Raw genomic sequence first — 25,639 nt, 5'->3', positions numbered from 1 at the left:
GCACAACCGGCCCGGGAACCGCTCACCGGCGGCCCGGCCGGTCCGGCACCACGACGCTGATCAGCCAGCTCACCACGGCCATCACGATCGCTCCCCAGAAGCCGGCCCAGAATCCGTCCACCTGGAACGGCAGCTGCAACTGCCGGGCGATCCAGCCGGTGAGCAGGAACAGCAGGGCGTTGACCACGAGCGCGAACAGACCGAGCGTGAACAGGTAGAACACGCAGCCGAACACCTTGATGACCGGCTTGAGCACCGCGTTGACCACGCCGAAGATGACCGCCACCACGACCAGGGTGAGCACCGTCTCCGTACCGGTGCGCCCGGTCACCTCCACCCCCGGCACGATCAGCGTGGTGATCCACAGCGCGAACGCGGTGATCACCAGTCGGATCAGGAGGCCCACGCCACCATCCTGGCACCGGAAACCGGGCCCGGAGGGACAATCCGCCGACTCGCCCGGGCGGGGGTCAGGCCGCGCCCGCCGCCGGGCCCGCCCTGCGGTTCGGCCGGCACCGAGCGGGACCCGGAGCCAGCCCGTACGGTGTGGTGGTGACTGTCCGCACCGAGATCCAGGGAGGGACGATGGGTCAGCCCGACGAGGACTTCGCCCCGAGCGACCACCTCGCTCCGGAGGAGCGGGACCTGGAGGCGGAGCCGGCCGACGCGGTCGAGCAGGCGGCGGCGATCAACCCGGAGGACGGCGACATCGAGCCGAACCGCGGCCTGGAGGTCGGCGACTGGGACGCGATGGAACAGGCCCGGGTGGTCACCGCCGACGAGGACGACTACCGCTGACGCCGTTCCCGGCGGCCGGCACACCGGCCCGACGTCGCACCGCGCTCGCGCAGGCGCCGCCCGGCAAAACAGGCCGGGCGGCGCCCGGTCAGCGGATCGGGGTGATCCCGTCCGGGTGCGCCGCCGCCCACTCGGCCAGCCGGTCCTCGCGCAGCGCGGCGAGGAAGGCCGGAGCGCTCTCCGGATCCGCACGCAGCCGCGGGTCGCGGCCCTCCGGACCGAGCACCGGAAGGCTGAGCCCGACCGGCTCCATCGCGGCCATCTCCGGAACCACCCGCAGCAGGTCCAGCACCGATCCGCCGGCCACGGTCAGATCCGGGCCGACCTCGGCGACGACGCGGGAGAGCCACACCGGGTTGCGCAGCACGTCCTGCTCCCCGGCGCGCCGGAGGAGGCCAGCCGCGAAGCGCTGGGCGTTGCGGTCACGGTCCATGCCGCCGCCGGGCAGCCCGCGCCGCTGGCGCAGCACGTCGGCCGAGGCGGCTCCGTCGAGGCGCTGGCAGCCGGCCGGGTAGACCCGGCGGGTGTGGGAGGACGTGATCTGCTGCGGCAGGCAGACCTCCACCCCGCCGAGCGCGTCGGTCACCTTCCGCAGCACTGGGTAGGTCAGCACCGCGCCGGCGTCGACGCGTACGCCGGTCAGGGCGGCGACCGTCCGACGGGTCAGGTCGTAGCCCTTGTTCCGGTCGGCCGGGTCGTTGCCCGCACCGTAGGCGAAGGCGGCGTTGAGCTTGTCCCGATGCAGCCCGGGGATGTCGACTTCCAGGTCGCGCGGGATCGAGATCAGGTACGGCCGGCCACGGTCGGCCGGGATGTGCACGAGCAGCACCGAGTCGGCCAGCGGTGGGCGCTGCGTCGACGTCGAGTCGATGCCGAGCAGCAACACGTTCAGCGCGCCGGTCGGGGCCGGCTCGCCGAGCACGGCTGCGGGCGGCGGCTGGCGCGGCACGACCGCCGTGAAGCCGGCCAGAGCGGCGGCCGCCACCGCCAGCGCGGTGCCGCCGAGGCGGAGGCGGAATCGGCGCCGCCGGCGGCGGACCACGGCCCGGTCGATGGCGGCCCGGACCGGGCCGGCGGGCGGGGCCAGCGACTCGTGCCGCGCGAAGGCGGCTCGCAGGTCGTCCTCGATCATGAGCAGACCTCCACGTACTCGGCTCGGAGGGTGGCCAGCGCGCGGGAGATGCAGGACCGGACGGTCCCGACGGCGCAGCCGAGGATCTCGGCGATCTCCGCGTCGGGCAGGTCCTCGTAGTACCGGAGCACCAGCGTGGCGCGCTGCCGTCGGGGCAGCCGGGACAGCCAGGACCAGACCTGGTCGCGATCCACCGCGGCCTGCGCGTGGTCGGTCGGCGCCGGCACCGCCGCGTCCGGTTCGCCGCGCAGCAGCACCCGGCGGGCCCACGAGCCGCGCCGCCAGTCGACGTACTGGTTGGTGAGCATCCGGCGGACGTACCGCTCCGGGGCGTCGCTACGGGCCACCCGCCGCCAGTTCAGCTGGACCCGCACCATGGTGTCCTGCACCAGGTCCTGCGCCTGGTGCGGATCGCCGGTCAGCATGACCGCGTACCGCAGCAAGGCATCCAGCCGCGCGTCGGCGAACTCCTCGTACGTCATCTGCACCTCCCGGTGTCCCGACTGATTGACGGACCCGGGGCGGCCGAAGATTGCACACCCGGGCGATCAACCTTTCGGTCGGTTCGGCAGGCCAACCAGCCAGTCAGGGCAGCGGCGCGACTTAAAGATTCTTTAAGCTCCTCAGACTCCCCCTGAAAATTCACTGGAGGAACCCCCACATGCTCAGGAACTCCACTCGGCGCTGGCTCGCCGGGTTGGGCGTCGCAGGCGCGTTCGTCGCCGCCTCCGCCACCCCCGCCCTCGCCGAGGAGGCGCAGGTCAAGCTGGGTCTCTACTTCGGGGACACCACGATCGCGGCCGGCTCCAACGGAAAGATCGAATACAGCACCATTCACAGCTCGGCCCCCGTCGTGCTGCGTGACCTCACCGTCCGTTACGACTTCACCAACCTGGCCGGGAAGGTGACCGTCGGCGAGGAGGAGGACACCTTCTCGGACTGCACCAGCCCCTCGGAGAACGTGCTGCTCTGCACCGAGCAGTTCGAGGTCGGCCTTGACGAGTGGGGCCTGGCCGGGATCTTCCCGGTGCAGATCAAGCCCACCGACAAGGCGCAGGACGGGGACGTTGGCACGCTCAAGGTGACAATGACCGCGGCGGGCTTCGACGCGGTCTCGCACGAGGCGAAGATTCGCATCGGCGAGGGCGTCGACCTGGCGGCTGGTCCGGAGACCGCCCTCTCGGTCGCAACCGGCAAGAGCTTCACCGCGCCGCTGAAGGTCAGCAACGCAGGCGAGACCACCGCCAAGGGTGCCACCGTCGTCTTCTACAACGACTACGGCCTCAACGCGGGCAAGCACTTCAGCAACTGCACGTACGTGGGCGACGAGCTGCGGACCTGCCAGTTCAAGGAGGACCTGCCGGCGGGCACGAGCTTCAGCGCGTCGCTGCCGTATGTTCTCGGCAAGGACAGCTTCGCTCCGGGCTTCAAGTACGGCGAGATCGTCTGGATGACCCCCGCCGAGTTCGAGGACTTCCAGAACTACCTGGGCCACTACGACGTGACCATCGGCAAGCCGGGTACCGACGGCGAGCTGACCCTGGCCCAGGCCACCACGCGGGGCTTCCAGGCGGACAATCAGCCGGACAACAACTGGACCAACCTCCAGGTGACCGTCACCGGCCAGAACAGCACCGACCTCGAGGCGCTCGGCGCCTCGCTGACCGGCAAGGCCGGCGACTCGGTGAAGGCGACCATCGGGATCCGCAACAACGGTCCGGCGACGCTTGACTACAGCCGGGGCGGCAGCTCGATCACCTACATGAACTTCGATGTTCCGAAGGGCACCACGGCCGTCGAGGTGCCGCAGAGCTGCGCGCCGATGAACGGGAAGGAGTGGGGCGAGCCGGGCGAGCCAGGAGCGCCGCACTACCGGTGCTACTTCGAGCCGTTCCTGAAGGCCGGCGACTCGGCCATGCTGGACTTCTCGCTGCGGATCGACAAGGTGATCCCCAACGCCACCGGCCTCGTGAAGATCAACGTTCCGTGCGAGTGCGACGGCGGCTTCTACCGCGACCTGAAGCCGGCCAACGACACCGCCAAGGTTGTGGTGAACGCCGCTCCGGGCGGCGACGGTGGCCAGGGCGGTGGTGATGGCGGCACCCTGCCGATCACCGGCTCCGCCACCGGCCTGATCGCCGGCGTCGGCGCTCTGCTGCTGGTCGCCGGGCTGGGCGGCTACCTCGTGGCCCGCCGCCGCAAGACCCGATTCGTGGCCTGATCCGAAGGTCCAACAGGACCGGTCTGCCCCGTCGACCCCTCCGTCGGCGGGGCACCGCCACATCCCGATCCTTGAACTCCTATGGGAGGAACCCCCACATGCTCAGGAATTCCACCCGGCGCTGGCTCGCCGGGTTGGGCGTCGCAGGCGCGTTCGTCGCCGCCTCCGCCACTCCCGCCGCAGCCGCTCCGGGCTCGGACGACATGCTGCTGTACGCGAACAACGCCCTGGTCGCTCCGGGCGGTGAGGCCCGGAACGTCGCCCTGTTCGCCTACGCCGAGGCCCTGCCCAAGAACCTGACCCTCACCATCGACCGCACCGCCGTCCAGGGCTTCGCCTCGGTCACCCTGACCGACGACCTGAAGAACTGCACCGAGAGCGGCGCTGTCATCACCTGTGCCTTCAAGGACAAGGACCTCGTCGACTACGTCGTCGACCTGACTGTCCAGGCCAAGGAGAAGGCCGAGGTCGGCGCGAAGGGCGACATCGTACTGAGCCTGGCCGGCGACGGCCGGAAGGCAACCACCCGCTCCACCGTCGAGATCGGCGAGGGCGTCGACCTCGCGGCCGGGGCCGACATCACCGCGGCGGGTGCTCCGGGCGCCACCATCACGGCTCCGATCATGGTCGCGAACGTCGGCGACACGACCACCCACGGCGCGGTGCTCCTGCTGGCCACCATGGAGGCACTTGCCCCCGCCCAGCGCTACAGCAACTGCTCCTACCTCGACGGCTTCGGGTCGCACTTCGCCCAGTGCACCTTCGACGAGGACATCGCCCCCGGAGCCGGGATGCGGCTGGACGGCACGTCCGGGCTGCGGATCGCCCCGGACGCCTGGGCCCCGGGCGAGCTGTTCGGCTTCGCGTCGTGGTATGCCAAGGGCGACTGGGAGGACATCGAGACCGAGCTCAAGGAGCTGGACGGCTGGCAGCAGGGCACCGGTGCGCCGCTGAAGCTGGCCCCTGCGACGAAGGCGCAGCTGCAGCCGCTGCGGCAGACCGACAAGGACACCACCAACAACGGCGCCGGCATCGAGGTGAAGGTGACCGGCGAGCAGCGGGCCGACGTGGCCGCGATCGGCGCCGAACTGCCGGGCACCAAGGGCAAGACGGTCCAGGCCAAGGTCGGCTTCGTGAACAACGGCCCGGCCATGACCAACTCGTACTCGCCGGGCGGGGAGATCGTGACCGTTGCACAGGTCTCCATCCCCGCCGGCGCCACCGTCGTGACCGCACCCGACGGGTGCGCCACCGACATCGAGGGCGGCCCGGCCGAGCCGGGTGCCAAGGTCTACTTCTGTGAGTGGTTCGAAACCCTGCACAAGGGCGACCAGGCCCTCTTCGAGTTCGGCCTGCGGATCGACAAGGTCGACGCCGCGCCGGGCTCGGTGAAGCTGATCCACTTCGACCTGGAGAGCGACGGCCCGGTGGCCGACCTCAACCCGCGCAACGACACCGCCGCCCTGGTCATCAAGGGCAACGGTGGCCAGGGCGGCGGTGACGGCGGCACCCTGCCGATCACCGGCAGCTCCACCGGCCTGATCGCCGGCATCGGCGCCCTGCTCCTCGCGGCCGGTGCGGGTGGCTACGTCATGGCCCGCCGCCGCAAGACTCGCTTCGTCGCCTGACCCCAGGCACCCACGAAACAAGGTGCCCCGCCGACCTCCCGGTCGGCGGGGCACCTTGCATTTCCGGGTCACCCCGACACCCGAAATCAGATCGACACCCCTGGGAGCATCGAAACCGTGCTGCTGACCCTGACCACGACCCACCGCCCCGCGACCGACCTCGGCCACCTCCTCGTCAAGCACCCGGACCGCGTGCAGAGCTTCGACCTGCCGGCGGGCACCGCGCACGTGCTCTACCCGGAGGCGGACGAGCAGCGGTGCACGGCGGCCCTGCTGGTCGAGATCGACCCGCTGCAGCTGGGCGGCGGCCGGGGTCGCGGCCGTACCCAGGCGACCACCCCGGAGACCTTCACCCTCGGCCAGTACGTCAACGACCGCCCGTACGCCGCGTCCAGCCTGCTCTCCTCGGCCCTGGCGAAGGTGTTCCGGTCGGCGCTGCGCGGCGAGTCCCGGGACCGGCCGGAGCTGGCCGCCACCCCGATCCCGCTGGAGGTGCGGGTGCCCGTGCTGCGCTGCCGGGGCGGCGCAGAGCTGGCCGTACGGGTCTTCGCCCCGCTCGGCTGGACGGTGACGGCCACCCCGATCCCGCTGGACGAGGCGTACCCGGAGTGGGGCGACAGCCGCTACGTGAACCTGACCCTCGCCGGCGCGCTGCGGCTCGCCGACGCGCTCAACCACCTGTACGTGCTGCTGCCCGTGCTCGACGACGCCAAGCACTACTGGGTGGCGCCGGACGAGGTGGACAAGCTGCTCCGGGCCGGTGCGGGCTGGCTCGCCGACCACCCGGAGCGGTCCCTGATCAGCCGCCGTTACCTGGCCCACCGCCGGGCCCTCGCGGGCGAGGCGCTGGCCCGCCTGGCCGAGCTGCGCCTCGCCGACGAGGTACCCGTCGACGACAGCGTCGAGAGCGACCATCCGCGCGAGGCGCCACGTGCCTCGCTGGCCGTACGCCGGCGCGAGGCGGTGCTGGCCGCGCTGCGGACCAGCGGCGCCAGCCGAGTGTTGGACCTGGGCTGCGGGGACGGGGCGCTGCTCACCGCGCTGGTCGCCGACCGGCGGTTCACCGAGATCGTCGGCACCGACGTGTCGAGCCAGGCGCTCACCCTGGCCGCCCGGCGGCTGCGGCTGGACCGGCTGCCGGAGCGGCAGCGGGACCGGATCCGGCTGTGGCAGTCGGCGCTGACCTACCGGGACGACCGGCTGCGCGGGTACGACGCGGCGGTGCTGATGGAGGTGGTCGAGCACGTCGATCCGCCGCGCCTGCCGGCGCTGGAGGACGCGGTGTTCGGGCACGCCCGACCTGGCACGGTAGTGGTGACCACCCCGAACGTCGAGTACAACGTCCGCTACGACGGCCTGGGGGCGGGCCGGTTCCGGCACGCCGACCACCGGTTCGAGTGGACCCGGACCGAGTTCGCCGCGTGGGTCGAGCGGGTGGCGGCGACCCACGGCTACACCGCCACCATCGACGGCGTCGGCGACGACGACCCCGAGGTGGGCACCCCCACGCAGCTCGCCGTGCTGACCCGGAAGGAGGAGACGAGCGCATGACCATCCTGGACATTCCCGAGCTCGCCCTGGTGGCGCTGGTGGGCGTCTCCGGGTCGGGCAAGTCCACCTTCGCCCGGCGGCACTTCCGGCCCAGCCAGGTGCTCTCCTCGGACGCCTTCCGGGGGATGGTGGCCGACGATGAGAACGACCAGTCCGCGTCCGGCGACGCGTTCGACGCGCTGCACCACGTCGCCGGGCTCCGGCTGCGCCGGGGCCGGCTCACCGTGGTCGATGCGACCAACCTGCAGCCGCACGCCCGGGCCGCCCTGGTCCGGGTGGCCCGCGAGCACGACGTGCTGCCGGTGGCGGTCGTGCTCGACGTACCGGAGGCGCTGGCCTGGGAGCGTACGCAGGGCCGGGCCGACCGGACGCACGGCCGGCAGGTGCTCGCCCGGATGCAGCGCGACCTGCGGCAGTCTTACGGGCGGCTGGCCCGGGAGGGCTTCCGCAAGGTGCACGTGCTGCGCGGGGTCGAGGAGATCGACGCCGCCGAGATTCGCTACGAGAAGCTGTTCAACGACCGGCGCGAGCTGACCGGGCCGTTCGACATCGTCGGCGACGTGCACGGCTGCCGGGAGGAGTTGGAGGAGCTGCTGCTCCGGTTGGGCTGGTCACTGCGACGGGACGACGCGGGCCGCCCGGTGGACGCGGTGCACCCGTCGGGGCGTACCGCGGTCTTCGTCGGCGACCTGGTGGACCGCGGCCCGGACTCCCCTGGCGTGCTCCGCCTGGTGATGGGCATGGTGGCGGCCGGCCACGCGATCTGCGTGCCGGGCAACCACGAGCAGAAGCTGCTGCGCAAGCTGCGCGGCCGGGACGTGCGGCTCAGCCACGGCCTGGCCGAGACGATGGCCCAGCTGGAGTCGGAGCCGGAGCGCTTCGTCGCCGAGACGGCCGCCTTCATCGACGGCCTGGTCAGCCACTACGTGCTGGACGGCGGCCGGCTGGTGGTCGCGCACGCCGGCCTCAAGGAGGCGTACCAGGGCCGGGCGTCCGGCCGGGTCCGCGCCTTCGCGCTGTTCGGGGAGACCACCGGCGAGACCGACGAGTACGGCCTGCCGGTGCGCTACCCGTGGGCGCGCGACTACCGGGGCTCGGCCATGGTCGTGTACGGGCACACCCCCACGCCGGAGCCGGAGTGGCTGAACAACACCATCTGTATCGACGCCGGCTGCGTCTTCGGCGGCCGGCTCACCGCACTGCGCTACCCGGAGAAGGAGCTGGTCTCCGTCCCGGCGGTGAAGGAGTGGTACGCCCCGGCCCGCCCGCTGGTCGCGCCCGCCGCAACCCGCCCGGACACGGTGCTGGATCTGACCGACGTGACCGGGCGGCGGCACCTCACGCACACATACGGGACGCTGACCGTGCCGGCGGAGAACGCCGCCGCCGCGCTGGAGGTGATGAGCCGGTACGCGGTCGACCCGGGCCGGCTGGTCTGGCTGCCGCCGACCATGGCGCCCTGCTCGACGTCGGCGGTCGAGGGGTTCCTGGAGCACCCGGAGCAGGCGTTCGCCGACTACCGCTCGGCCGGTGTCGAGCGGGTGGTCTGCGAGGAGAAGCACATGGGCTCGCGGGCCGTGGTGCTGTTGGAGCGGGAGCCGGGGCGGTTCGCCGGCGGGGCGGTGCACACCCGTACTGGTCGGCCCTTCTTCGGGCCGCCGCTCGACGACGAGCTGCTGGCCCGGGTACGCACCGCGGTGACCGCGGCCGGGCTCTGGGCCGAGCTGGACACCGACTGGCTGCTGCTCGACTGCGAGCTGCTGCCCTGGTCGGCGAAGGCGGGCGGGCTGATCCGCGAGCAGTACGCCGGGGTCGGCGCGGCCGGCCGGGCGGCGCTGCCGGCAGTGCTCGCCACGCTGGACGCCGCCGCCGGGCGAGGGCTGCCGGTCGCGGAGCTGCGCGGCCGGATGGCCGACCGGGAGTCCGAGGTCCGGGCGTACTCGGCGGCGTACCGGGCGTACGTCGGGCCGACCGACGGGCTGCGCGGGGTGACGCTGGCGCCGTTCGCCGTGCTGGCCGGGGCCGGGGCGAGCTACGCCGACCGGGACCACGGCTGGCACCTCGACCTGGCGGACCGGCTCTGCGCGGCGGACCCGGAGTTCTTCACCGCGACCCGGCGGCAGGTGGTCGACCTGACCGACGAGGCGGCGGTGGCGGCGGCGACCGACTGGTGGCTGACGCTCACCGCGGCCGGCGGCGAGGGCATGGTGGTCAAGCCGTACGCCGGCCTCGCCGCCCGCTCGCCGAAGGGCGCGCTGCTCCAGCCGGGGATCAAGTGCCGGGGCCGGGAGTACCTGCGGATCATCTACGGCCCCGGGTACACCGAGTCGGGGCAGCTCGCCGCGCTGCGCAAGCGCTCGCTGGGACGCAAGCGGGGGCTGGCCCTGCGGGAGCACGGCCTCGGTCTGGCCGCCCTGGACGCGCTGGCCGAGGACGCCCCGCTCTGGCGCCGCCACGAGCTGGTCTTCGCGATCCTGGCCTGCGAGTCCGAGCCGGTCGACCCCCGGCTGTGACCGGTACGCCCGGTCCGGCGTGAGGCCGGGCCGGGCCCAGGTACCCTTTGTGGCCGTGGACACAGCAGAGAAGACCCGGATGCTCTCCGAAAGCGTGGCGCTGAACCCGCTCGATCCGAAGGACTTGATCCACACCTTCGGGTTGGTCGGCGTCTGGGTGATCCTCTTCGCCGAGACCGGCCTGCTGGTCGGCTTCTTCTTCCCGGGCGACTCGCTGCTCTTCCTGGCCGGGGTGGCCGCCTCGCCGGTGGCCGACGCGATCTTCGGCGCCGGCACCCGGCTGAACCTGGTCGCGCTGCTGGTCGGCGGGCCGCTCTGCGCGATCATCGGCGCGCAGCTCGGGCACTGGTTCGGGGCCCGGTACGGCCGGCGGATGTTCGAGCGCCCCAACTCCCGCCTGTTCAAGCGGGAGTACGTGGAGAAGGCCGAGTACTACTTCCAGAAGTTCGGCCCGGCGAAGGCCGTGGTGCTGGCCCGCTTCATCCCGATCGTGCGGACCTTCCTCAACCCGGTGGCCGGGGTGCTCGGCATGCCGGCCCGGCAGTTCCTGCTCTGGAACGTCGTCGGCGCGATCCTCTGGGTGGACGGCATCCTGCTGATCGGCTACCTGCTGGCCGACCAGATCTACAACGCCATCGGCGACAAGATCGACCGGTACATCCTGCCGGTGGTCGCCCTGATCATCGTGATCTCGGTGCTGCCGATCTTCTTCGAGTTCCTCCGCGACCGGCGGGCGCGCAAGCGCGGCGAGGCCGCCGCGGTGGTCGCCGCCTCCAGCGCGGCGGGCGCGGCCGAGGCGTACCGGGACGCCCTGCGGGACGACGACCACCGACGCCGCGGCCCGCAGGACCGCTGACCGACGTACGCCGGATGGCCGGCCCCCTCACCGGGGAGCCGGCCATCCGCGTACGACCTGCCGCTCTGCGGTGGAACGGATGACGGGCAGCCGTCACCGTCCGGTGGTGGCGCCACCCCTGGCACGCCACCCATCGCCGCATTCAATCGGGGCGGCCTACGGACATCCGGGCTCGGCCGGCGGCCACAATTCGGCCGCTGCACCGCTAGGCGGCACGCCGGACCGAATGAAGGCCGTCTGACGCCGCGCCCTGACCCCGGACCGTCAACCCCGAAGCTTGGACACGTCCGGTTTCAGCGGGCCTTCTTGGTGGCCCGCTTACGCGGCGGGGTCAGCAGATCCGCGATCGTGGCGATCGCGGTCGGCACCAGCCGGTAGTACGCCCAGACACCGCGCTTCTCCCGCTCCAGCAAGCCGGCCTCGGTGAGGATACGCAGGTGGTGACTGACCGTCGGCTGCGAGAGGCCGAGCGGCGCGGTGAGGTCACACACGCACGCCTCGCCCTCGGGGGCCGACTGGATCAGGCTGAGCAGCCGCAGCCGGGCGGGGTCGGCGAGGGCCTTGAGGACCCCCGCGAGCCGCTCGGCGTCGGCACGTTCGATCGGCTCGCCGGCAAGCGGCGAGATCTGAGGCATGGTCATTTCAGCCAACGCAGTTCCCACGTATTCCATCCTTCCACCAGCAGCATCGATCCGCCTGCATATCAGCAGATCCGAATCGGCAAACTTTTAGGCCACAAGGCCGAGGTCAGCCAACGTATAGGCCGCCCGATACGGCAGTCCGGCGGCTCGCACCGCGTCGCCGGCGCCTCGATCAACAATAACCGCAACACCGACCACGTCGGCCCCGGCCTCACGCAACGCCTCGACGGCGGTCAACACGCTGCCACCCGTGGTCGAGGTGTCCTCCACCGCCAGGACCCGGCGACCCGCGACATCCGGCCCCTCGACGCGCCGCTGCAGACCGTGCGCCTTGCCCGCCTTGCGGACCACGAACGCGTCCAGCGGCCGGTCGGTCCCGGCCGAGGCGTGCAGCATCGCGGCGGCGACGGGATCGGCCCCGAGGGTCAGCCCGCCGACCGCGTCGTACGCCCAGTCGGCGGTCAGGTCACGCATCACCCGGCCGACCAACGGCGCCGCCTGGTGATGGAGCGTGACGCGACGCAGATCCACGTACCAGTCCGCCTCGCGGCCCGACGAGAGCACCACACGGCCATGGACCACAGCCAGGTCGGTGATGAATTTACGCAGGTCGTCGTGGTCCTCCATGGCGATAGAGGGTACTTCGCGAGTCTGGGAGGTGTGTGTGGGGTCCTCCCGGGTCAACCCTGCGGGCGACCGACGACTGGCTATGGCCGACTACGCTGTGCGACCGTCCATCCGGGTTACCGGACGATGATCCCGGCGACGGGAACGCCCACGCGACCGGCCGGCGGTCAGTCCCGGCCCCGGCCGACCCGCCCCCGGGTGTCCCGGGAGACGCCGCGCAGCAGCCGTCGCGGCGCGTGCCGCAGGCCCGCCACGGCCAGCTTGTACTTCCAGTTCGGCACGCTGACCAACTTGCCTTTCCGCAGGTCACGCAGCCCTTCTTCGACCACCTCGGCGGGCCGCAGCCACATCCAGCCGGGGGTGCGCGACATGTCGATGCCGGCGCGCTCGTGGTAGCCGGTGCGGGTGTAGCCGGGACAGAGCGCCATCACCCGCACGCCGAGCGGCGCCACCGACTGGCCGATCGACTCACTGAAGTTCGTCACCCACGCCTTGCTGGCCGAGTACGTCGATCCGGGCATGGGCACGCCGAAACCCGCAACGGAAGAGACATTTATCACTGCCCCACTGCCCCGCTCGATCATCGGCGGGAGAGCCGCGTGAGTCAGCCGGAGCACGGCCAGCACGTTCAACCGCAGCAGCCGGGCCTCGTCCTCGACCGTCGAGCGGACGAACGGGGTGTTCAGGCTGATGCCCGCGTTGTTCACCAGCAGCCCGACCGGCGGCTCGGCGACGAGGCGGCGTTCCACCACCGAACAGCCGTCGTCGGTGGACAGATCCGCGGAAATCGTCTCGACCTGGCGGTCGTACCGCCCGCCGAGTTCGGCGGCGGTGGCGGCGAGCCGGCCGGCGTCCCGGGCCACCAGGACCAGGTCCCAGCCGTCGGCGGCGAGCCGGCGGGCGAACGCCTCGCCGATGCCCAGGCTGGCACCGGTGATCAGCGCGCGACGCGGGGAGGGGAGCGGTTCGTCGGTCACGGGCGATCCTCAGGGGGCGGCGTCGGTCCGAACGGGGTGGGCGGCGGGCCGTCCGGTCCCGGCCCGGCCGGCGGAGGTGCGGGTGGCGCCCACGGCGAGCGGGATCCGTCGGCCGCCGATGGACCGGGATACGGCGGTGCCGAAGCGGGCGGGCCGGAATACGGCGGAGCCGCAGCGGGCGGGCCGGAATACGGCGGAGCCGAGCCGGCGGACGCGGGCGGCGCGGACGACGGCGGACCGGATGCCGGGGACGCCGGCCCGGCCGGCGGCAGCGGACCGGCCGACGGCATCGGGGGCAGCGGACCGGCCGGCGGGACGGGGCCGGTGGGGGCCGCCGGGCCGGCGGTGGGACCGGTGGGCGCGGGTCGGCCGAAGAAGGCGCTCGCGCCAGGCAGCGTCAGCAGGGCGGCGACCACCAGGTACCCGAGCACCTGGGCCACCGACAGGGCCGCGTTCAGCGGAATCCACCAGCCTGGGTACGCGTCGCCGAGCCGGGCGAGCAGGTCGGCGGTCACCCGCTCGTCGGCGCCGAGACGCAGCGGGGCGGCCCGCTGACCGACCAGCACCGCCAGTCCGCAGCAGCCGCAGAACAGGCCCAGGCCGGCGACCACCCAGGTGCCGACCCGGGCTCCGGGGCGGCCGGCGAGCAGGCCGAGAGCGAGCCCGACGAGCACCAGCCCGACGAGCACGCCGACCACGGCCGACAGTGCGGTAGAGCCCCGCAGCAGCGACACCAGCGGGTCGATCTCGCTATCGCGGGCCCCGGTGGCGCGCGCCGCCACCCGGAACCGGTCCACCGTGCCGGGCGTGACCGCCAGGTTGGCGACCGCGTACGCCACGGCACCGACCGCCATCAGCAGCAGCACCGCCGCCGCCGCGACGACCGCCCCCGGACGGCGGGGCGGAGCCTGAACGGGGTGCGACACGACAGATCCCTCCGGTAGGCGTCGGCTTGCAACCTACTCGGAGGGATCGTCCGAGTCGCTCTTATCGGAGCGTCAACTTCCGGATGGCGGCTGGGGACCGGGCCGGTCCTCGGGAGCCGACGACGGACCGGGCTGGCCAGGCTGGCCGGGGGCCGGTGGCTGACCCGGAGCCGGCGGCTGACCCGGAGCCGGCGGGTAGCCGGGCGCCGGTGGCTGACCGGGGTAGCCCGGCGCGGGCGGGTACCCGGGGGCCGGCGGGTAGGTCGGGTAGGTGCCACCCGGCAGGGGCGGCTCCCAGGCCGGCTTCGGCTTGCGGAAGAACTCGTTGGACCTGGGCAGCGCCAGCAGGATCAACGCGGCCAGCAGGGCCAGCAGGGCGACCAGGCCGAGGAGGTTGCTGACCGGGCCGTACCAGGACGGCAGGGCGTCCGAGAGCCGGCGCTGCAGCTCCTCCGGGCTCGGCATGTTGCCGCCGGTCGAGCCACCGCCGGTCAGGCCGCCGGTCGCGTTGCTCACCAGGCCCGCGCCGCTGCAGCAGAACAGGATGCCGCCCAGCACCCAGGTGGTGATCCGGGCGCCGTTCTTTCCCCGGTTGTTCAGCAGTGCGAGCACGACGAGCGCGATCGCGAGCAGCAGCGTGAGCGCGGCGCCGCCGATGGCGGCCGCGTATGCGAAATCGCCCGCCTGCTCGGCGGCGCTGCCCCGATAGGCGTCCCGCAGGACGTCCCGGACGGTGCCGATGGTGGCGAGCGTCAGGATCAGGTTCACCACCTGAATGGCGGCGACGAGGATGAGCAGCCAACTGGAGAGCGTCACCACTCCCGGGCGGGTGCGGGCCGGGGGGCCCTGGGCATCGACCATTGTTTCTCCTTCCCTAGATCACACGACCACGGTAACGAGACCGGGCCAGGAGGGCACGGCACGAGAGCGGGGACCCGCCGCGCCCCGGAACCTAATAGCCGCGCCACTCCGCGCGGGCGTACTCCAGCACATGGGGTTGCAGCAACGTGGAGGCGGGCACGTCCACCCGGGACCGGTCGGCCGGGAAGGTGGCCGCCGCGGCCAGCACCGACGGGGTGAGGAAACGCAGCGGCGGGGCGTCGGCGGGCAGTTCCAGCGCCGGCGCGGCGGTGCCGGGCGCGGCCAGCACGAACCCCCAGTCGCCAAAGCTCGGCACGTCCACGTGGTACGGCACGGTGGCGAAGCCCGCCTCGCGGACCGATCGCTCGATCGACCAGTACGACCGCGGCGCGAAGTACGGCGACCCGGCCTGCACCACCAGCCGCCCGCCGGCGGCGAGCACCGAGCGGACCAGCGCGTAGAACTCGATCGTGTAGAGCTTGGCGGTGGCCGTCTCGTCCGGGTCGGGCAGGTCGGCCACCACCACGTCGAAGCGTTCCGTGGCGGTACGCAGCCAACCGAACGCGTCCAGGTTGAGCACCCGCACCCGGGGATCGGCGAACGAATTCCCGTTGAGCTCGCGCAGCTGCGGCTCGCGCTTCGCCAGCCGTACCACGGCCGGGTCGAGGTCGACCACGGTCACCCGGCGCACGTCCGGGTACTTCAGGATCTCCCGCAGCGCCAGCCCGTCCCCGGCGCCGAGCACCAGCACCTCGCCGCGCGGGCCGCGCAGCACCGGGTGCACCAGCGACTCGTGGTAGCGGTATTCGTCGACCGAGCTGAACTGGAGGTCACCGTTGAGGAAGAGCCGCAGGTCGCTGTCGGCGTGGCCGACCTCGCGCACCGACCGGGTCAGCACGATCTCCTGGTAGCGGCTGCGTTCGGCGTGCACCACCGGGTCGCGGTAGAGCTGCTGGCGGGCGGTCACCTCGAAGTCGTGCGCGGTGATCCAGGCGTACCCGAGCAGGAGGGCGACCACGACGGAGCCGGCCCCCAGCCCGAGCCGCGCCCGGCGGCCGAGGTCGGCCCGGAAGACCGTGCAGACCAGCGCGAGGCCGGCGACCGCGTTCACCGCGCCGACCACCAGGGCGCCCTTGAGCTGGCCGAAGACCGGTATCAGCAGGAACGGGAAGGCCAGCCCGCCGAGCAGTGCGCCGACGTAGTCGGCGGCGAAGAGGTCGGCCACCGCGTCGCCGGCGGACTGCTCGCGGATGCGTTGCAGCAGCACCATCAGCAGCGGGATCTCCGCGCCGATCAGCAGGCCGAGCACGAACGCGGTGCCGACCAACGCCGGCCCGTAGAGGTCGAGCCAGGCGAAGGCGGCGTACAGGCCGAGCACGGAGAGGCCGCCGAGCAGGGCGAGGGTCAGCTCGACCGCGGCGAACGCGGCCGCCGCCCGGGACTGCCACGGCTTCGCGGCGAGCGCGCCGACGCCCATCGCGAAGACCATCACGCCGAGCACGATCGACGCCTGGCCGACCGCGTCGCCGATCAGGTAGCTGCCGAGGGCGACCAGCGCCAGCTCGTACACCAGGCCGCAGGCCGCGCAGACGAAGACCGCGAGCAGCACCGCCGCGCGGGCCGCGCGCCGTCGCGGCGGCGCCGGCTCCTCGGTGGTCACGCCTTCTCCCGGGTACGCCCGGCGGCTTCCGCCCCGGCGCGCTGCGCGGGCACGCGCGACCGGAGCTTGCGACTACTCCGGCTCGGCGCGTCTGCCGCCGCGCCGCGACCCGGAGCAGTCGTCCGGCGGCGCTGCACCACGCCCACGGTGATGAAGAGCGCGGCGAGCAGGAGGAGCGCCACGGCAGCGAGCAGCCAGCCCCAGCGGTCCCGCCAGAAGTCGTCGCCGGCGGACGGCAGCGGGCTCGCCGGGGCCGCCGGGCCGGCGCTCGGGGTGGCGGCCGGCCCGGCCAGGCCGGCTTCGGCGGCGAGCAGCGGCAGCGTGGTGGCGGCACGGGTGATCGCCCAGCCCGGGTCGTCGACGAAGGCGTCCTCGTCGAGCCCGAACCGGCCCAGCCCGGTCTCGACGGCTTGCAGGTCGGCGAGGCCGAGGTCGTCGGAACCCCGCACCCGGATCCAGGCGGAGTCGTTGGCGTCGCTGCTCTCCGAGGTGTAGGTGATGTCCGCGCTGACCTCGATCCAGCGCGGGCAGCCCGGCGCGTCCCCAACCGCCGTCCCGTCGCCGAGGTTCGAGCCGACGTTCACCACGTCGTACCCGTCCGTCAGTCGCCAGCCGTAGCAGATGCCCTGGCTGGCGAAGGCGTCCCGGAGGATCGGCACGGTCTCCGTCCGCTCGTCGGTCGCCGGGGCGGGGACGCTCAGGTCGTCGGAGCTGCCGCTGACGGCCCCGACGACGCAGAGGCCGATGGCGCCCAGGAGCACCGCCGCACCCAGGGCCGCCTGCCACCCGCGCGACTTCCCCTTCGCCGGGGGCTTCGCCTGGGCCGGGCGCGTCCCGCCGGCCATCAGCTGATCGCGGCGGCGATGATCGCGCCGGTGGCGAGGTGCACGACGGCGGAGACCCAGACCGCCGGGTGCGGCTCCGGGTCGACCAGCAGTTCACCCAGCTTGCCCGGGGTGGCCACGTCCAGCAGCACGAAGGCCGCCGCCATGATGACCAGACCGAGGATGCCGTACGCGGCCGCGCCGACCAGGCCGAGCACGAAGTCGTCCGGGCTGGCGGCGATCGCGGCGACCACGATGATGCCGACGCCGGCCAGGTTGGAGGCGAGCAGCAGCGCCGCGTTGCGGTTGCGCTCGGTCCAGATGAGCTGGTTGAGCCGGCCCGGGGTGGCCAGGTCGACCAGCAGGTAGCCGATGCCCATCAGGACGACGCCGACCACCCCGTAGGCGACGGTGACCAGCAGATCGGTGACGAGATGCTGCACAGGGGACTCCAGGGTGAGGGGGTCGGACGGGCTACTTGCCGGCGCCGGGGCCGCCGCCCCGGACGGTGCTGCCACGGCCCCAGCCCCAGCCGCGACCGACGACGTGGTGGTAGCGGGGGTAGGCGGTGGTCATCCGCTCGAGCAGGATCAGGGACCCGGCGGCAACCGGCAGGATCACCACCGAGTCGTCGTCGTAGCGCAGGTAGACGCCGCTGCCGTCGACGTATTCGTCAGCCGGCTGCCAGGCGTCGGTGACCTCCTTCGCCACCTGGCTCGGTGACCGGGTCGAGGTGTACGCGAGCGCGGCGGAGCCGATGTCCCGGCCGGCCGCCCGGGTGTAGTGGTCCTCGACGTAGCCGCGCGGCGAGAAGCTGCCGTAGAAGACGGCGAAGACGGCGACCAGCACGCCGACCACCGCGACGGCCACCCCCACCACGAACCACCGTCGGTACGTCACAGTTCCACCTCGGTTCGCGACTGCGGGGCTCGCAACCCCGGCTCACTCCTCGCGCTCACAATTGCCACCACCGTCTCGGTCAGGACCAGCTCGTTGGTCTGGGGATACGCGTGCCAGGTGCGCCAGGCCACCGAGCCGCCCGGCGGGTCGGGGCGGACGGAGAGCGCGGTGACCGCGTCCACGTCGCCGGGGAAGACCCCGACCAGCGCGTACGGGTCGTCGGCCAGGTCGGCGCGGAGCGCGGCGACCTGGGTACGCAGCCCGTCGCCGGCCGGCCGCAGCACCGTGGCGGTAAACCGGTAGCCGGCCACCGGGTCGTGCAGGGTGTCGGGCAGGTGCGGCGCGCGGCCGGGCAGGCAGGCGACGGTCTCGACCAGCGCGCCGCAGACCACCTGGTGCGAGGCGCCGAGCAGGCGCAGCCGCAGCCGGACGCCATCGGGCAGGGCCAGCTCGCGGACGTGCAGGGCGGGGCGTTCGGGGCCGCCGAGGGCCAGGCTCAGGTCGGCGGCACTGGTGTCGACGTACGGGGCGTCCAGGGCGACCAGCACGCTCAGCCCGCCTGCTCCGGGTCGCCCTGCGGGTAGATCATCACCTCGGCGCGGTGCAGCTTCTCGCCGAGGGCCACCTCCCAGCCGGCCTCCCCGTACGCCTCGAAGGAGAGCCGGGCCCCGCCGGGCGCCTGGTAGTCGTGGTAGCGCATGGTGCCGCGCGGGTCGAGGCCGGTGCCCTCGGTGGCGGTGTAGCGCGCCTGGCCGGACTCGTCCCAGCTGTAGCGGCGGCCGGCGACGTCGAGGGTGGGCGCGCCGGGGGTGACCGTGGCGGACGGTTGGCCGGTCCAGAGCACCAGCTCCAGATCCGGGTCCGTCTCGACGGAGAGCCAGCGCTTCACCCCGCCGGCATCGTCGAGCAGGTGTTCCGCCCAGCTCCAGCCGCCCTCGACCAGGTGCACCGAGCCACGGACGGTGTACGGGACCTGGCGGATCTCCACGATGTCGCCGGGCTTGAGCCGGCGGGGGTCGCCGCGGAGCGCGTCGGCGTCCCGGTCGTGGAACGGGTCCCCGGGGGCGGGCGGGCGGAGCCGGGTGCGGGCCTTGCGCAGCGCCACCAGGGCGATCACCACACCGGCCGCCCCGAGCAGGCACCCCAGGGTCACCAGCAGATACGCCACCGTTCCGTTCACGACCGCCTCCCCACACGCGTCGGCGGAGACGGTAACAACCGGACGCACGCCCGCCGAAACGACGTTCGCTGAGTGGCCGGTCAGCTACCCGGCGTCGCTCAATCCCGGGTGGGATCGGCCTGCGGGGGCGGCCCGTCGGGCGCTCCCGTGGGATCGAGCGGCGCGGCGGGGGCGGGCGCGCTGGCTTCCGGTGCGGCCGGGTACTGCCACGGGACGCCGTGGGCCCGCGGGTCGGGGCAGATCATGTAGCCGGGCGGCAGCAGGTAGGGCGCCGGATAGGCGACCGGCGGGTGCGGCGGTTGCGCGGCCTGGGGCACGAACCAGTGGCGGGACGTCGGCAGCGCCAGCAGCACGATGGCGGTGGCGGTGAGCCCGAAGACCAGCAGCGCGATCAGTCCGCCCCCGGCGAAGAGGAGGTCCTCGGCCGGATAGGAATCGGTGTCGTAGAGGGTCTGGATGAACCTCGACTCCTCCTGGAAGAACTCGGGGGGCATGTCCCCCTCCTCGGGCGGGCCGCCGAACGCGAAGAGGAACGGGAGCGCCGCGCCCGCGCAGAGGCACTGGCCGAGGCCGACCAGCAGTTGCAGACCGCCGGCCACGAAGACGGCGATCCGGGCGCCGACGCTGCCCCGGCGGACACCCCAGGCGGCGCCACCGAGGACGGCCGCGAGCAGCAGCGCCGGCACCCCCACCACGCAGGACGTCATGATGTTGCCGAAGCGCTCACCGTCCACCTCGGCCGGATCGGCGGCGGGCACCAGCCGAGCCGCGTGGTCGATCTCGCCGTTCCACCAGATCGCGTGCCACACCACCAGGCCGACCGCCACCAGCAGCAGCGCCGACGCAGCGAGCTGCAACCAGGAGGCCGTCGTGACGGCCTTCGGGCGGGGCGGGCGGGTCGGCGGAGTGGCGGTCGAGGTCATCCCGGAAAGCTACGGGGCCCCACCAGTTTCCGCAGTCCCGTTTCGGGTGGACCGCCGGTCAATTCCCGGCGAGGCGTTCCGTGGCGTACTCGCGCAGGCTGGCCCGACCCATGAGGCAGCCGGTGAACGTGGTGAACTCGGCCTCGTCGGTCCGCAGCCTCATCCACGCCGCGCGCCCCGCCGCCGCGTCGGCCTTGTCCAGCAGCGTGGCGGCGTACGCCTTCCCGGCCGGCGACCCGTGCCGGAGCAGCCAGTCGACCTGCTTCCGGGCCGCGTCGGGATGCTCGTCCAGCGCCTGCTCGACCCGCCGGTACGCCTCGGTCTCCGGCAGCAGCGTCCCGGCGAACCCGACGCCGCCGAACGCGAGCGTGTCCGCCCGGGCCAACTCCTCGACGGCCGAGTCCAACTCCCGGTCCTTTCCGATCCCCACCATGCCCTTAATCCTTTCCCCGAACGCCCCTCCCACCACTCGTTGATCGGAAAGTTGTCGCAGGCCGCAACACCGGGCGCAGGTGGACCGGGGCCCGGGGACAGGACCGGCCCCGCCCGAGGGGTGGGGCGGGGCCGTTCCGGGCGGGTGGGTCAGGCGGCGGTGACGGTCAGGCCTTCCTTGCTGTCGGCCAGGTCGACCTTGACCGTGTCGCCGTCGCGGATCTGGCCGGCCAGCAGCGCCTTCGCGAGCTGGTCGCCGATCGCCGACTGCACCAGCCGGCGCAGCGGACGGGCGCCGTAGATCGGGTCGTACCCGTGCTCGGCGAGCCAACTCCGGGCCGGGTCGGTGATCGCCAGGCCGAGCCGGCGGTCGGCCAGCCGGCGGCGCATCCGGTCCAGCTGGATGTCGACAATGGCCCGCAGATCCTCGCCCTGCAGGGCGGCGAACACCACGATGTCGTCGAGGCGGTTGAGGAACTCCGGCTTGAAGTGCGACCGGACCACCGCGAGGACGCCCTCCCGACGCTGCTCCTCGGTCAGCGTCAGGTCGCTGATCACCGACGACCCGAGGTTCGAGGTGAGGATCAGGATCGCGTTGCGGAAGTCCACGGTACGGCCCTGGCCGTCGGTGAGCCGGCCGTCGTCGAGCACCTGGAGCAGCACGTCGAAGACGTCGGGGTGGGCCTTCTCCACCTCGTCCAGCAGCACCACCGAGTACGGCCGGCGGCGCACCGCCTCGGTGAGCTGGCCGCCCTCCTCGTAGCCGACGTAGCCGGGCGGGGCGCCGACCAGGCGGGCGACGGAGTGCTTCTCGCCGTACTCGCTCATGTCGATGCGGACCATGGCCCGCTCGTCGTCGAAGAGGAACTCGGCGAGCGCCTTGGCCAGCTCGGTCTTGCCGACACCGGTCGGGCCGAGGAAGAGGAAGCTGCCGGTCGGACGGTCCGGGTCGGCGACGCCGGCCCGGGCACGGCGGACCGCGTCGGCGACCGCGCCGACCGCCTCGCGCTGGCCGACCACCCGGGAACCCAGCGACTCCTCCATCCGGAGCAGCTTGGCGGTCTCCCCCTCGAGCAGCCGGCCGGCGGGGATGCCGGTCCAGGAGGCGACCACCGCGGCGATGTCGTCCGCGCCGACCTCCTCCTTGAGCATCGCGCCGTCGGCCTGGAGCCGGGCCAGCTCCTCCTCGGCCTGCGTCAGCTCGGCCTTGAGGGCGGGGATGCGGCCGTACCGCAGCTCGGCGGCGCGTTCCAGCTCGCCGTCACGCTCGGCCCGCTCGGCCTCGCCGCCGAGCCGCTCCAGCTCCTCCTTGGCGGTCGAGAGCTTGGTGATGTGGCTCTTCTCCAGCTGCCAGCGCTCCGAGAGCGCGGTGAGCTGCTCCCGCTTGTCGGCCAGCTCCTTGCGGAGCCGCTCCAGCCGCTCGGCGGAGGCGGCGTCCGGCTCCTTGGCCAGCGCCATCTCCTCGATCTCGAGCCGGCGCACCGCCCGCTCGATCTCGTCCACCTCGACCGGGCGGGAGTCGATCTCCATCCGGAGCCGGGACGCGGACTCGTCGACCAGGTCGATCGCCTTGTCGGGCAGGAACCGGTCGGTGATGTAGCGGTCGGACAGGGAGGCGGCGGCGACGAGCGCGGCGTCGGTGATCCGTACGCCGTGGTGCACCTCGTAGCGCTCCTTGAGGCCGCGCAGGATGCCGATGGTGTCCTCGATGGTCGGCTCGCCGACCAGCACCGGCTGGAAGCGGCGCTCCAGCGCCGGGTCCTTCTCGATGTGCTCGCGGTATTCGTCCAGCGTGGTCGCACCGACCATCCGCAGCTCGCCCCGGGCCAGCATCGGCTTGAGCATGTTGCCGGCGTCCATCGAGCCCTCGCCCTTGCCGGCGCCGACCACGGTGTGCAGCTCGTCGAGGAAGGTGATGACCTGGCCGTTGGAGTTCTTGATCTCCTCCAGCACCGACTTCAGCCGCTCCTCGAACTGCCCGCGGTACTGCGCGCCGGCCACCATCGCGCCGAGGTCGAGCGAGACGAGCTTCTTGTCCCGCAGCGACTCGGGTACGTCACCGGCGACGATGCGCTGGGCCAGGCCCTCGACGATGGCGGTCTTGCCGACGCCCGGCTCACCGATCAGCACCGGGTTGTTCTTGGTACGCCGGGACAGCACCTGGATCACCCGGCGGATCTCGGAGTCCCGGCCGATGACCGGGTCGATCTTCCCCTCGCGGGCGCTGGCGGTGAGGTCGACGCCGTACTTGGCGAGGGCCTGGTAGGTCTGCTCCGGGTCGGCGGTGGTGACCCGGCGGTCCCCACCGCGGACGGTCGGGAAGGCGGCGACCAGGTTCTCCTCGGTGGCCCCGGCGTTCTTGAGGGCGACGGAGACCGCGCCACCCACCCGGGCCAGGCCGGCCAGCAGGTGCTCGGTCGAGGTGTATTCGTCGCCCAGCGGCCGGGCGATCTGCTCGGCGGCGCCGATGGCGTTGACGAACTCGCGGGCCAGGGTGGGCTCGGCGATGCTGGAGCCGTGCGCGGCGGGCAGGGCGTCGACCGAACGCTGGGCGACCCGGCGCAGCTCGGCGGGGTCGGCCCCGACGGCGCGCAGCAGGCCGGCGGCGGTCGAACCCTCAGTGTCGAGCAGCGACAGCAGCAGGTGCCAGGGCTCCACGGTGGCGTGGCCGCGCTGGTTCGCCAGCGCGACGGCGCCGGTGATGGTCTCGCGGCTCTTGGTGGTGAGGCGTTCCGTGTTCATGGGCTCCCCCGGATCGGCGTGTCCACTGGAATCGACACAACCAGAGTTGAGTCTATTCCGCTCAACTCCGATGGTGTGAGCTGGCTCACTCGGAGCGTCGCCACCGCCAGTCGAACTCCCCGACCGCCGGCGGTGGCCCGGGCAGTGACGGCTCGGCCACGGCAAGACCGGCCAGCAGCAGCGCCAGGTGCCGGCGACGCAGCTCCCGGGTCCGCTCCGGATCGGGTACGCGGATCGCGGCGCACCCCTCCAGCAGCAACCCGACGTCCTGCACCACCACATCCGCGCGGAGCCGACCGGTGGCCCTGGCCCGCTCGACCAACTCCGCGGTGAGCTCACCGGAGCGCACCGCGTCCCGCCCCATCTCCTCGGTCGGCGTGAAGGTGCCGGCGAGATGCACGGTCAGCGAGTGCACGTCGGCATCGACGACACGCTCCAGGAACCCGGCGAAGGCCCGCCAGCCGTCCGGGTCGGCGGCGGACTCCTCCGCCACGGCGATGTACCGCCGCAGGCCGTCGTGGCAGAGCTTGCGGAGCAGGTCCTCCTTGCCGGCATAGCGCCGGTAGAGGGCGCTGATGCCGACGCCGGCGCGCTCGGCCACTGCGGCGATGGGCGCCTTCGGGTCAGCCAGGAAGACGGCGCGGGCGGCTTCCAGGATCACCGCGTCGTTGCGGGCGGCCTGCGCGCGGCGGCCGGGGAGCTGCGGAGCCGCGGTGGGGTTCGGCATGAATCCAGATTAGCAGTGGAACGGATCGTTCCGCTCTGCTACAGTCAAACGGAACGAAGCATTCCGTTCTGAAGGAGCAGCGCATGTCCAGCACCACCATCCGCCCGTTCCGCGTCGAGATCCCGCAGTCCGCGCTCGACGACCTGGCCGACCGGCTGCGCCGCACCAGCTGGCCCGGAGAGCTGCCCGGCGCCGGCTCCGCGTACGGCATGCCGACCGGTCGGGTCCGCGAGCTGGCGACGTACTGGCTGGAGAAGTTCGACTGGCGGGCGGTCGAGGCGCGGCTCAACGCGTCCCCGCAGTTCGTCACCGAGATCGACGGCGAGGACATCCATTTCCTGCACATCCGGTCCTCCCGGCCGGACGCCACCCCGCTGGTGCTCACCCACGGCTGGCCCGGCTCGGTGGTCGAATACCTGGACGTGATCGCCCCGCTGACCGAGCCGGCCGACCCGGGCTCGCCGGCGTTCCACCTGGTCATCCCGTCGCTGCCCGGCTTCGGCTTCTCCGGCCCGACCCGCAGCGCCGGCTGGAACCGCTACCGCACCGCCCACGCCTGGGCGGAGCTGATGGCCCGCCTCGGCTACGACCGCTACGGCGCGGTCGGCAACGACGGTGGCTCCCTGGTGTCGCCCGAGGTCGGCCGGATCGACCCCGAGCACGTGCTCGGCGTGCACGTCACCCAGCTCTTCTCGTTCCCGTCCGGCGACCCGGCCGAGTTCGCCGGACTCTCCGAGGCCGACCAGGCCGCCCTCAAGCACCTGCAGTGGTTCTACGAGAACAAGTTCTCCTTCAACCAGGTCCACAGCCAGCAGCCGCAGACCCTGGCGTTCGCGCTGGCCGACTCACCGGTCGGGCTGCTCGCCTGGAACGCACAACTCTTCGACGAGAGCCTGGACGCCGACTTCATCCTGGCCAACGTGGCGGTCTACTGGTTCACCGGCACGGCCGCCTCGTCCATGCGGTTCTACTGGGAGGACGCGCACACCACCGAGCACCCGACCGGGCCGACGACCACGCCCACGGCGCTGGCCATGTTCCCCGGCGACTTCCAGTCGATCCGCCGATTCGCCGAGCGGGACCACGGCAACATCGTGCGGTGGACGGCGTACCAGACCGAGGTCGAGGGGCGCGGCGACGTCGGCGGGCACTACGCGGCCCACGAGGCGACCGACGTGCTGGTCGGCGACATCCGGGAATTCTTCGCCTCGCTTCGCTGAGCATCGGCCGCTCACGCGCCCGGTCGGGGATCCGGTCCCGACCGGGCAACCCACCGCGGTCAGCGGGGCAGGCGGGCCGTACAGGGAGTCTCGTGGTCGGCGCGCAGGATGCATCGGCGGCCGTCGTCGAGACGGTGGTCGCAGAACACGCGATGGCGTACCCCCTGGTTGTCTTCGGTGGAGACGGTGGTCTCGCCGGAGTCGACGTGGGTGAGGAAGGCCAGCGAGCGGGCGGCGGTCCGGCCGAGCATCTTCGCCCGAGCCAGGTCGGGTGCCCGGACCGGCAAGTGGATAACGTAG

At 72.8% G+C, this 25,639-nt stretch carries 25 protein-coding genes and 1 pseudogene; 7 read left to right on the top strand and 19 right to left on the bottom strand.

The window, feature by feature from the left end; translation table 11 throughout:
* Positions 1-22: 22 nt before the first annotated feature.
* Positions 23-406, bottom strand: coding sequence for a phage holin family protein (locus tag ACFYM6_RS01760; RefSeq protein WP_387271267.1), 384 nt, complete (start codon positions 404-406; stop codon positions 23-25).
* 179 nt (positions 407-585) lie between these two features.
* Here ACFYM6_RS01760 and ACFYM6_RS01755 point away from each other — a divergent pair, with 179 nt between their 5' ends.
* The gene (locus ACFYM6_RS01755; RefSeq protein ID WP_357434775.1) at positions 586-798 is read left to right on the top strand and encodes a hypothetical protein; all 213 of its coding nucleotides are present in this window, start codon (positions 586-588) and stop codon (positions 796-798) included.
* Between the two features lie 88 nt (positions 799-886).
* Here ACFYM6_RS01755 and ACFYM6_RS01750 read toward each other — a convergent pair whose 3' ends face one another.
* Together ACFYM6_RS01750 and ACFYM6_RS01745 are read right to left on the bottom strand one after the other, a co-directional pair.
* Positions 887-1,930, bottom strand: a complete 1,044-nt coding sequence (locus tag ACFYM6_RS01750) for an LCP family protein (RefSeq protein ID WP_387271265.1) — start codon at positions 1,928-1,930, stop codon at positions 887-889.
* The gene (locus ACFYM6_RS01745; protein WP_387271263.1) at positions 1,927-2,412 is read right to left on the bottom strand and encodes a SigE family RNA polymerase sigma factor; all 486 of its coding nucleotides are present in this window, start codon (positions 2,410-2,412) and stop codon (positions 1,927-1,929) included. The genes ACFYM6_RS01750 and ACFYM6_RS01745 overlap by 4 nt, the downstream gene beginning before the upstream one ends.
* Before the next feature lie 179 nt (positions 2,413-2,591).
* Here ACFYM6_RS01745 and ACFYM6_RS01740 point away from each other — a divergent pair, with 179 nt between their 5' ends.
* The 5 genes from ACFYM6_RS01740 to ACFYM6_RS01720 all read left to right on the top strand — a co-directional run bounded on the left by ACFYM6_RS01740 (position 2,592) and on the right by ACFYM6_RS01720 (position 10,699).
* Positions 2,592-4,151, top strand: coding sequence for an LPXTG cell wall anchor domain-containing protein (locus ACFYM6_RS01740; protein ID WP_387271261.1), 1,560 nt, complete (start codon positions 2,592-2,594; stop codon positions 4,149-4,151).
* A 98-nt stretch (positions 4,152-4,249) separates the two neighbouring features.
* Positions 4,250-5,779: an LPXTG cell wall anchor domain-containing protein gene (locus tag ACFYM6_RS01735; RefSeq protein WP_387271259.1), complete on the top strand. Its 1,530-nt coding sequence runs from the start codon at positions 4,250-4,252 to the stop codon at positions 5,777-5,779.
* A 117-nt stretch (positions 5,780-5,896) separates the two neighbouring features.
* Positions 5,897-7,330 (top strand): 3' terminal RNA ribose 2'-O-methyltransferase Hen1, encoded by a 1,434-nt coding sequence (locus ACFYM6_RS01730; RefSeq protein ID WP_387271257.1) that lies wholly within the window; start codon positions 5,897-5,899, stop codon positions 7,328-7,330.
* Positions 7,327-9,843 (top strand): polynucleotide kinase-phosphatase, encoded by a 2,517-nt coding sequence (locus tag ACFYM6_RS01725; protein ID WP_387271255.1) that lies wholly within the window; start codon positions 7,327-7,329, stop codon positions 9,841-9,843. The genes ACFYM6_RS01730 and ACFYM6_RS01725 overlap by 4 nt, the downstream gene beginning before the upstream one ends.
* Positions 9,844-9,922: 79 nt before the next feature.
* On the top strand, positions 9,923-10,699 hold the full coding sequence (locus tag ACFYM6_RS01720) for a DedA family protein (protein WP_387271841.1): 777 nt from the start codon (positions 9,923-9,925) through the stop codon (positions 10,697-10,699).
* Between the two features lie 293 nt (positions 10,700-10,992).
* Here ACFYM6_RS01720 and ACFYM6_RS01715 read toward each other — a convergent pair whose 3' ends face one another.
* The 15 genes and pseudogenes from ACFYM6_RS01715 to ACFYM6_RS01645 form a co-directional block, all read right to left on the bottom strand.
* Positions 10,993-11,370 carry a helix-turn-helix transcriptional regulator gene (locus tag ACFYM6_RS01715; protein WP_007073957.1) on the bottom strand — a complete coding sequence of 126 codons (378 nt, stop codon included), beginning with the start codon at positions 11,368-11,370 and terminating at the stop codon, positions 10,993-10,995.
* 57 nt (positions 11,371-11,427) lie between these two features.
* On the bottom strand, positions 11,428-11,967 hold the full coding sequence (pyrE, locus tag ACFYM6_RS01710; protein ID WP_357434557.1) for an orotate phosphoribosyltransferase: 540 nt from the start codon (positions 11,965-11,967) through the stop codon (positions 11,428-11,430).
* A gap of 167 nt (positions 11,968-12,134) precedes the next feature.
* On the bottom strand, positions 12,135-12,944 hold the full coding sequence (locus tag ACFYM6_RS01705; protein WP_387271253.1) for an SDR family NAD(P)-dependent oxidoreductase: 810 nt from the start codon (positions 12,942-12,944) through the stop codon (positions 12,135-12,137).
* 326 nt (positions 12,945-13,270) lie between these two features.
* Positions 13,271-13,798, bottom strand: a pseudogene (locus tag ACFYM6_RS01700) (hypothetical protein); the annotation flags it as partial.
* Positions 13,799-13,942: 144 nt separating this feature from the next.
* Complete coding sequence (locus tag ACFYM6_RS01695) at positions 13,943-14,731, bottom strand: hypothetical protein (RefSeq protein ID WP_387271251.1); 789 nt, start codon at positions 14,729-14,731, stop codon at positions 13,943-13,945.
* Between the two features lie 91 nt (positions 14,732-14,822).
* Positions 14,823-16,391 (bottom strand): polyamine aminopropyltransferase, encoded by a 1,569-nt coding sequence (locus tag ACFYM6_RS01690; protein WP_387271249.1) that lies wholly within the window; start codon positions 16,389-16,391, stop codon positions 14,823-14,825.
* Positions 16,388-17,236 (bottom strand): hypothetical protein, encoded by an 849-nt coding sequence (locus ACFYM6_RS01685; RefSeq protein WP_387271247.1) that lies wholly within the window; start codon positions 17,234-17,236, stop codon positions 16,388-16,390. Before ACFYM6_RS01685 ends, ACFYM6_RS01690 begins: the two co-directional genes overlap by 4 nt.
* Positions 17,236-17,658 (bottom strand): DUF350 domain-containing protein, encoded by a 423-nt coding sequence (locus ACFYM6_RS01680; RefSeq protein ID WP_387271245.1) that lies wholly within the window; start codon positions 17,656-17,658, stop codon positions 17,236-17,238. Before ACFYM6_RS01680 ends, ACFYM6_RS01685 begins: the two co-directional genes overlap by 1 nt.
* Before the next feature lie 31 nt (positions 17,659-17,689).
* Positions 17,690-18,115 (bottom strand): DUF4247 domain-containing protein, encoded by a 426-nt coding sequence (locus ACFYM6_RS01675; protein ID WP_387271243.1) that lies wholly within the window; start codon positions 18,113-18,115, stop codon positions 17,690-17,692.
* A complete protein-coding gene (locus tag ACFYM6_RS01670; protein ID WP_387271241.1) occupies positions 18,112-18,663 on the bottom strand; it encodes a DUF2617 family protein in 552 nt (183 codons plus the stop codon). Before ACFYM6_RS01670 ends, ACFYM6_RS01675 begins: the two co-directional genes overlap by 4 nt.
* A gap of 2 nt (positions 18,664-18,665) precedes the next feature.
* Positions 18,666-19,295: a DUF4178 domain-containing protein gene (locus tag ACFYM6_RS01665; protein ID WP_387271239.1), complete on the bottom strand. Its 630-nt coding sequence runs from the start codon at positions 19,293-19,295 to the stop codon at positions 18,666-18,668.
* Positions 19,296-19,393: 98 nt separating this feature from the next.
* Positions 19,394-20,218 carry a hypothetical protein gene (locus ACFYM6_RS01660; RefSeq protein ID WP_387271237.1) on the bottom strand — a complete coding sequence of 275 codons (825 nt, stop codon included), beginning with the start codon at positions 20,216-20,218 and terminating at the stop codon, positions 19,394-19,396.
* Between the two features lie 58 nt (positions 20,219-20,276).
* Complete coding sequence (locus tag ACFYM6_RS01655; protein ID WP_387271236.1) at positions 20,277-20,651, bottom strand: hypothetical protein; 375 nt, start codon at positions 20,649-20,651, stop codon at positions 20,277-20,279.
* A 149-nt stretch (positions 20,652-20,800) separates the two neighbouring features.
* Positions 20,801-23,392: an ATP-dependent chaperone ClpB gene (gene clpB, locus ACFYM6_RS01650; RefSeq protein WP_387271235.1), complete on the bottom strand. Its 2,592-nt coding sequence runs from the start codon at positions 23,390-23,392 to the stop codon at positions 20,801-20,803.
* Between the two features lie 85 nt (positions 23,393-23,477).
* Entirely contained in the window at positions 23,478-24,119 is a 642-nt protein-coding gene (locus ACFYM6_RS01645) for a TetR/AcrR family transcriptional regulator (protein ID WP_387271233.1), read from the bottom strand.
* A gap of 83 nt (positions 24,120-24,202) precedes the next feature.
* On the opposite strand from ACFYM6_RS01645, the gene ACFYM6_RS01640 reads away from it, so the two are divergent.
* Positions 24,203-25,339 (top strand): epoxide hydrolase family protein, encoded by a 1,137-nt coding sequence (locus ACFYM6_RS01640; RefSeq protein ID WP_387271231.1) that lies wholly within the window; start codon positions 24,203-24,205, stop codon positions 25,337-25,339.
* Positions 25,340-25,398: 59 nt separating this feature from the next.
* Here ACFYM6_RS01640 and ACFYM6_RS01635 read toward each other — a convergent pair whose 3' ends face one another.
* Complete coding sequence (locus ACFYM6_RS01635; RefSeq protein WP_387271229.1) at positions 25,399-25,626, bottom strand: hypothetical protein; 228 nt, start codon at positions 25,624-25,626, stop codon at positions 25,399-25,401.
* Positions 25,627-25,639 lie beyond the last annotated feature (13 nt).

The sequence above is a fragment of the Micromonospora sp. NPDC006431 genome (genome assembly GCF_042870725.1).
GTDB lineage: Bacteria > Actinomycetota > Actinomycetes > Mycobacteriales > Micromonosporaceae > Micromonospora.
The sequence above is the reverse complement of the archived record's forward strand: the minus strand, read 5'-3'. Positions and strand labels throughout refer to the sequence as shown.

What these genes read in the sequence shown, in the direction of transcription:
- ACFYM6_RS01755 (WP_357434775.1), top strand. Translation starts at nt 586, where the DNA reads ATGGGTCAGCCCGACGAGGACTTCGCCCCGAGCGACCACCTCGCTCCG.
- ACFYM6_RS01750 (WP_387271265.1), bottom strand. Translation starts at nt 1,930, where the DNA reads ATGATCGAGGACGACCTGCGAGCCGCCTTCGCGCGGCACGAGTCGCTG.
- ACFYM6_RS01745 (WP_387271263.1), bottom strand. Translation starts at nt 2,412, where the DNA reads ATGACGTACGAGGAGTTCGCCGACGCGCGGCTGGATGCCTTGCTGCGG.
- ACFYM6_RS01740 (WP_387271261.1), top strand. Translation starts at nt 2,592, where the DNA reads ATGCTCAGGAACTCCACTCGGCGCTGGCTCGCCGGGTTGGGCGTCGCA.
- ACFYM6_RS01735 (WP_387271259.1), top strand. Translation starts at nt 4,250, where the DNA reads ATGCTCAGGAATTCCACCCGGCGCTGGCTCGCCGGGTTGGGCGTCGCA.
- ACFYM6_RS01725 (WP_387271255.1), top strand. Translation starts at nt 7,327, where the DNA reads ATGACCATCCTGGACATTCCCGAGCTCGCCCTGGTGGCGCTGGTGGGC.
- ACFYM6_RS01720 (WP_387271841.1), top strand. Translation starts at nt 9,923, where the DNA reads ATGCTCTCCGAAAGCGTGGCGCTGAACCCGCTCGATCCGAAGGACTTG.
- ACFYM6_RS01715 (WP_007073957.1), bottom strand. Translation starts at nt 11,370, where the DNA reads ATGGAATACGTGGGAACTGCGTTGGCTGAAATGACCATGCCTCAGATC.
- pyrE (WP_357434557.1), bottom strand. Translation starts at nt 11,967, where the DNA reads ATGGAGGACCACGACGACCTGCGTAAATTCATCACCGACCTGGCTGTG.
- ACFYM6_RS01695 (WP_387271251.1), bottom strand. Translation starts at nt 14,731, where the DNA reads ATGGTCGATGCCCAGGGCCCCCCGGCCCGCACCCGCCCGGGAGTGGTG.
- ACFYM6_RS01685 (WP_387271247.1), bottom strand. Translation starts at nt 17,236, where the DNA reads ATGGCCGGCGGGACGCGCCCGGCCCAGGCGAAGCCCCCGGCGAAGGGG.
- ACFYM6_RS01660 (WP_387271237.1), bottom strand. Translation starts at nt 20,218, where the DNA reads ATGACCTCGACCGCCACTCCGCCGACCCGCCCGCCCCGCCCGAAGGCC.
- ACFYM6_RS01655 (WP_387271236.1), bottom strand. Translation starts at nt 20,651, where the DNA reads ATGGTGGGGATCGGAAAGGACCGGGAGTTGGACTCGGCCGTCGAGGAG.
- clpB (WP_387271235.1), bottom strand. Translation starts at nt 23,392, where the DNA reads ATGAACACGGAACGCCTCACCACCAAGAGCCGCGAGACCATCACCGGC.
- ACFYM6_RS01645 (WP_387271233.1), bottom strand. Translation starts at nt 24,119, where the DNA reads ATGCCGAACCCCACCGCGGCTCCGCAGCTCCCCGGCCGCCGCGCGCAG.
- ACFYM6_RS01640 (WP_387271231.1), top strand. Translation starts at nt 24,203, where the DNA reads ATGTCCAGCACCACCATCCGCCCGTTCCGCGTCGAGATCCCGCAGTCC.